This is a genomic window from Haliea sp., assembly GCF_040221975.1.
Classification (GTDB): Bacteria; Pseudomonadota; Gammaproteobacteria; order Pseudomonadales; family Halieaceae; genus Haliea.
On the sequence record NZ_JAVJWR010000020.1, the window covers coordinates 1 to 6,139 of the forward strand.

The following is a 6,139-nucleotide window of genomic DNA, read 5'->3' on the forward strand; positions in this document are numbered from 1 at the left end:
GACGTTTAACGGATGGAAATTCGAGGGAAGTCTGGTAGCATTCTGTCACGGCGGAAGTCTCTTTTGAATCAATGGTCGCACACTGATTTTTAAGGAGTTTCCGCCGTTTTTCTACCCCTACTTATGAAATATTCGGGCTAGATCTGTTGTTTGAAGACTTTGCCGCCCTTCATCACAAAGCCCACGTCCAGCAGGCTTTCGATGTTCTCCAGCGGCGAGTTTTGCAGGGCGATGATATCGGCCTGCTTGCCGGCCTCCAGGGTGCCGAGGCTGTCGGACATGTCGATCAGGTCCGCCGCGCTGACGGTGGCGCTGACCAGGATTGCCATCGGCGTCATGCCCGCTTCATGCATCAACACCGCTTCCATGGCGTTGTCGCCATGACGGGAGACACCGGTGTCGGTGCCGAAGGCCACTTTCACCCCGGCCTTGTGTGCCCTGGCAAAGTTTGCCTGCATGTCGTTGCCTACGCGGATGGCTTTTTCCCGGATCGCCGGGCTCATGAAGTCCGACTCCGTCGCCATGATCTTGACCGTGTGGCCCGCCAGCAGGGTGGGCACCAGGTAGGCACCGGTGGACTTGAACAGCTTGATCGAATCGGGGCCCACATAGGTGCCGTGCTCGATGCTGTCGACGCCCGCTTGCAGGGCGGCGATGATGCCTTCCTCCTGGTGGGCGTGGCTGATGACCTTGCGGCCCATGCGGCGCGCAGCATTGACCACTTCCTTCAGTTCATCCATCTCCATCTGCTGGCCGGTGCCAGTGGCGCGGTCGGTCAGCACGCCGCCGGTAGAGGTGATCTTGATCAGGTCGGCGCCGTACTTGATGGCCTCCCGGGTGGCGCGGCGGCAGTCGTAGGGGCCATTGCAGATGGTGCTGTCGGTATAGAATTCCATCAATTCCGGCTTCATCCCGCTGACGTCATTGTGGCCCCCGGTAATGCCCACACCACCAGCGGCCATAATGCGCGGCCCGTCGATCCAGCCCCGGTTGATGGCGTCCCGCACGGCGTACATTTCCTGTTCGCTGGAGCCCGCATCACGGAGAGTGGTAAAACCTGCATCAAGCGTGCGCAGGGCGTACATCAGCGACTGCATCTGCACCAATTGGGAGGAGTATTTCAGATCTTCGCTGTCATTCTGCGGGCCCAGTTCTCCCTGCAGGTGCACGTGCATGTCCATCAGGCCGGGCATCACGAAACCGTCCTTCAGGTCGATGACCTCTGCATCCGGCGCAATCTCCGCCGGGTCCCGGTAACCGTCCAGGACCTGGCTGACCTTGTCGTCGACAACGACCAGGGTCTGCTCCGTCAGCGGTTGCTGGCCCGGTACCGCGAGCAGGGTACCGGCATGGATGACGGTGGTGGCGGCCTGTGCGGCGACCGTGCCCAGCAGGGCGGCGGCCAGGGCCAGGGCGCGGCTGAACGAGTACTGCAAACAGGGCATGCGCGATCTCCTTTCCATTGTTGCTCTGATAAAAGGGTTGCAGTATGCCAAAAGCAACATGCCTGCACAGGGTCATTTATGGCCACAATGTGGTCTGCGCCGCCCCGGCGGTATCCGCTCAGTGGAAATCCCGCGACTGCAGCGGCAGCTCTGCCAGTGCCTCGCTGTAGTCGTGGAGAGCACCGGCGATGATATGGGTGACGCTGTCCTTGCGCTCCAGGGTGCCCTTCACCACCAGCAGCCGGCCGTTCATCAGCTCGCGGCGGAAATGTTCCTGGGTGCGGGTCCATACCACCACGTTGCTGTTGCCGGTTTCATCCTCCAGGGTCAGGAACAGCACCCCGGAGGCGCTGCCAGGGCGCTGGCGGCAGGTGACCAGGCCGGCGATGCGGACAAAGCCCCGGTTCGCCACTGTGTGCAGGTCCGCGTGGCGCTTGCAGCGGTTGAAGGGATACTGCTCGCGCAGCAGGCTGAGGGGGTGGGCACGCAGGGTCAGGCCGGTGGCGCGGTAATCCGCCAGCACTTCTTCCGCCACCGCCGGCGCCGGCAACTGGATGCCGTCATTGAAATAGCTGGCGGGCTGCTGCTGTTCCTCTCGCAGCAAAGGCCGGGGCTGCTCCAGGGCCATGACCTGCCACTGGGACTGGTGGCGGTTGCCGCTGAGAGAAGCCAGAGCATCTGCGTCCGCCAGCGCCTCCAGGTCGCGCTTGCCCAGCTGGGCCCGCTGTCGCAGTTGGCTGATCTGGCGAAAAGGCTCCCGCGCCCGCGCTTCCACCAGGCGCTGGGCGCCGTTGCGGCTCAGGCCCTTTACCAGTCGCAGCCCCAGACGCACGGGCGGTTGTCCGGATTCGGTGACAGCGAGTAACTGGTGGTCCCAGGTGCTCTGGTTTACATCTACCGGCAGTACCGTCACCCCGTGGCGGCGAGCATCCTGGAGCAGCTGGGAAGGGGAGTAGAAGCCCATCGGCTGGCTGTTCAGCAGGCCCACAAAAAAGGCCGCCGGATGGTGGCACTTGAGCCATGCCGATATCCAGGCCAGCAGGGCAAAGCTGGCGGAGTGGGACTCCGGGAAACCGTAGCCGCCAAAGCCCTTGATCTGGTCGAACAGACGGTGGGCGAAATCCTCCTCGTAGCCGCGCGCGATCATGCCCCGGACCAGCTTTTGCTCGAAGCTCAGCAGCTTGCTGTTCTTGCCCCAATTGCTGATCGCCCGGCGCAACTGGTCTGCTTCACCGCCGGAAAAGCCCGCCGCCACCATCGCCAGCTTGATCACCTGCTCCTGGAAAATGGGCACCCCCAGAGTGCGGTCCAGCACCGAGCGGATCTCCTCGCTGGGGTAAGTGATCGCTTCCAAACCCTGCTTGCGCCGCAGGAAAGGGTGCACCATGTCACCCTGGATAGGGCCTGGGCGGACGATGGCGATCTGGATCACCAGGTCGTAGAAACAGGCCGGCCGCAGCCGCGGCAGCATCGACATCTGGGCCCTGGACTCGACCTGGAACACACCCACCGAATCTGCCTGCTGCAGCATGCGCCAGGTGGCGGAATCATCCCGGGGAATATCCGCGAGCTCGCGAATGTGGGGGTGATCCCGGTGCACCAGCGCCAGGCTCTTGCGGATCGCCGAGAGCATCCCCAGGGCGAGGATGTCCACCTTGAGCAGGCCCAGGGCCTCGATATCCTCCTTGTCCCACTGGATCACGGTGCGGTCCACCATGCTGGCGTTCTCCACCGGCACCAGCTGGGAAATCGGGCCGCGGCTGATCACGAAGCCGCCCACGTGCTGGGACAGGTGGCGGGGGAAGCCGAGGATTTCCTGCACCAGTTTATAGAACAGCTCTGCCACCCGACCGTGGCCGCTCATGCCCTGCTCCTCGAAGCGCTGGGCGAGGTCCGAGCTGCGGTCCCACCAGGCCATGGATTTGGCCAGGTCGTCCACGAATACAGCGTCCAGCCCCAGCGCCCTGCCCACATCCCGCACCGCGCTGCGCGCCCGATAGGTGATGACCGTGGCCGCCAGTGCCGCCCGCCGACGGCTGTACTTGTCGTAGATGTACTGGATGACCTCTTCGCGGCGCTCGTGCTCGAAGTCCACATCGATATCCGGCGGCTCGTCCCGCTCCCGGGAAATGAAGCGCTCGAACAGTAGCGATACCTGCTCCGGCGATACCTCGGTAATGAACAGGCAGTAGCACACCACCGAATTGGCCGCCGACCCGCGACCCTGGCAGAGAATGCCGCGTTCGCGGGCAAAGCGCACCAGATCGTACACCGTGAGAAAGTAGTACTCGTAGTGTAGCTCCGCAATCAACTCCAGCTCGTATTCAATGCGCGTTCGCGTCTCCGCGGAGACGCCTCCGGGCCAGCGCACCGTGCAGCCCGCCTCCACCAGCTCGCGCAGGTAGCCGCCTGCGGTCCTCCCCGGCGGCACCACCTCTTCCGGATACTCATAGCGCAGCTCCTCAAGGCTGAACTGGCAGCGGCGGGCGATGTCCAGCGTCGTCGCCAGCAGCGTGGGGGGATAGAGCTGCTCGAGCTTGTCCAGGCGCCGCAGGTGCTGCTGGCTGTTGCCCAGCCGTCGGCGCCCGAGCCGGGCCACACTGGTGTTATAGCGCAGCGCGGTGAATACATCGTGCAGGGGCTTGCGAGCCGCCACGTGCATCTGCACATCACCACAGGCCACCATCGGCAGATCCAGGGCCTGAGCCAGGGCATACAACCGGTAGTGGCGGGTCACATCGTCGCCGCCCAGCAGGTGAGTGACACCCAACCATACCCGCCCTATACACAGCCGCGCCAGCTGCCGGCCATAACCCTGCTCGGCGGCGTCCATCCCCTCGCCGACGTCGCCCGCGGCCTCGCCATCGCCCGGCCCCTCTCCCCGCGGCAACCAGATCAGCAGGCAGCGCTTGAGATGAAAGATTACATCGCGCAGTGCTAACCGATACTCGCCTTTGGGACTGCGCCGCCGCGCCAGGCTGATCAGCCCGGACAGCTCGGCATAGGCCGCCCGGCTCGGCACCAGTGCGACAAGGCGGATACCCTCCACCAGGTTCAGCTCGCTGCCGATAATGAGTGGCAGCCCCACCTCCTTCGCCGCTACGTGGGCCTTGACCACCCCTGCCAGCGAACACTCGTCGGTAATGGCCAGCGCCGCATAGCCCAGCTCCTGCGCACGCTGTACCAGCTCCTGCGGATGGGAGGCACCGCGCAGGAAGCTGTAGCAGGTGAGGGTGTGGAGTTCGGCGTAGGGCATGGTTTACGGACCATCCAGGGGACTGACCACGCCCATGGCTCCCCGTCGAATCACATGAGTGTAGATCTCGGTAGTCCTGACGTCATGGTGCCCCAGCAGTTTCTGGATGGTCCGCAGGTCGTAGCCCTGTTGCAGCAGTCGCGTAGCGAAACTATGCCGGAAAGTGTGACATTTGATGTGCTTGTTGACACCCGAGGCCCACCTGGCCTTGGAGAGCGCCTTGCGCAAAGCCGATTCGTGCAGGTGGTGACGTCGCAGCACGCCAGTCCTGGGATCCTTGCCAATGCCCGATGAAGGGAAGAGATACTGCCATGCAAGCTCCCTCGCAGCATTTGGATATTTGCGAGCCAGCGCATAGGGTGGATAGACCTCACCGTAGCCGTCCGCGAGGTCCTGCTCGTGCTGTCGGGCTACTCGCGCAACTTGTTCCTGCAGCAGTGACCTTAACTGATCAGGCAGGATCGTGGTGCGATCCTTGTCGCCCTTCCCGGAACGAACTGTGATGGTGGAGAATTCAAAGTCAATATCCTTGATGCGCACCGAGAGCATTTCGCTAAGCCGCATGCCGGTGCCGTAGAGCAGAGCTACCATCGTGCGATGCAGGCCATGCAAGTGTTCGATAATCAGCATGGCTTCCCGGTGGCTCAGCACCACGGGCAGGCGAGGCTGCACCTTGGCCCGGGAGAAGCTCAGGTTTTCGATGGCCACGCCCATGAATTTCTTGTAGAGGTAGATCAGGGCATTCAGAGCGATATGCTGTGTTGAAGGTGAACAGTTTCTTTCATTGGCCAGCGCGCTGAGGAACTGACTGATATGAGCTTCCGACAGCCGGGCAGGATGCCGCTTGCCGTGGAACAGGATGTAGCGCCTGATCCAGTGGATGTAGGTCTTCTCGGTCTTCCAGGCATAACCGGCATCCCGCATGTGCCGGCGGATCTGGCCCAGTAGCCTGGGAGGGTTGGCAGATATAGCTGGTCTGATATCGTCCATGGCTGCTATTCATTAAAGCTGTATGCATATACAGTAGTTCGGTGAGGGCGGATTGCAAGGGGCTTTTCACCGGAAGTACGTGAGGCGGGTGAAAGGATTTTCGATAAAGCTTTGAATCTATAGGAGTATTTTCTGATTTTCACGGACGGATTTTATGACTTGCTAACTTCTAAGTGGTCCGGCTAACAGGCGAGCTCAGTGGGTAAGGCATGCCAAGTTGTTGATTCTGTGAGGAACGTCACTGCCGGCGCCGCACGGCGTGCTGGAGTTAGCAAGCGTGGTGTTATACGGTCTGATCTTTCTAATAAGCTGTTGAACTAAACCGCTTCGCGGTGGCTCCATCCGCCAGCCCTCCGCCACGCTGACCTCCCTAAAATATCCCACACTTATCACACGGCATTGTGCCGTTCACTCAACCAGTGAGGTGATAAGTCATGACTCCGTTACG

At 62.0% G+C, this 6,139-nt stretch carries 3 protein-coding genes; all 3 read right to left on the minus strand.

The window, feature by feature from the left end:
* Positions 1-137: 137 nt before the first annotated feature.
* The 3 genes from RLO07_RS08380 to RLO07_RS08390 all read right to left on the minus strand — a co-directional run bounded on the left by RLO07_RS08380 (position 138) and on the right by RLO07_RS08390 (position 5,691).
* Complete coding sequence (locus tag RLO07_RS08380; RefSeq protein WP_462291691.1) at positions 138-1,445, minus strand: metal-dependent hydrolase family protein; 1,308 nt, start codon at positions 1,443-1,445, stop codon at positions 138-140.
* A 118-nt stretch (positions 1,446-1,563) separates the two neighbouring features.
* On the minus strand, positions 1,564-4,701 hold the full coding sequence (locus RLO07_RS08385) for an error-prone DNA polymerase (protein ID WP_462291692.1): 3,138 nt from the start codon (positions 4,699-4,701) through the stop codon (positions 1,564-1,566).
* 3 nt (positions 4,702-4,704) lie between these two features.
* On the minus strand, positions 4,705-5,691 hold the full coding sequence (locus RLO07_RS08390) for an integron integrase (RefSeq protein ID WP_462291693.1): 987 nt from the start codon (positions 5,689-5,691) through the stop codon (positions 4,705-4,707).
* Positions 5,692-6,139 lie beyond the last annotated feature (448 nt).

Bases quoted from the DNA above. Each gene is read 5' to 3' on its own strand.
- RLO07_RS08390 (WP_462291693.1), bottom strand. From the start codon at position 5,691: ATGGACGATATCAGACCAGCTATATCTGCCAACCCTCCCAGGCTACTG.
- RLO07_RS08385 (WP_462291692.1), bottom strand. From the start codon at position 4,701: ATGCCCTACGCCGAACTCCACACCCTCACCTGCTACAGCTTCCTGCGC.
- RLO07_RS08380 (WP_462291691.1), bottom strand. From the start codon at position 1,445: ATGCCCTGTTTGCAGTACTCGTTCAGCCGCGCCCTGGCCCTGGCCGCC.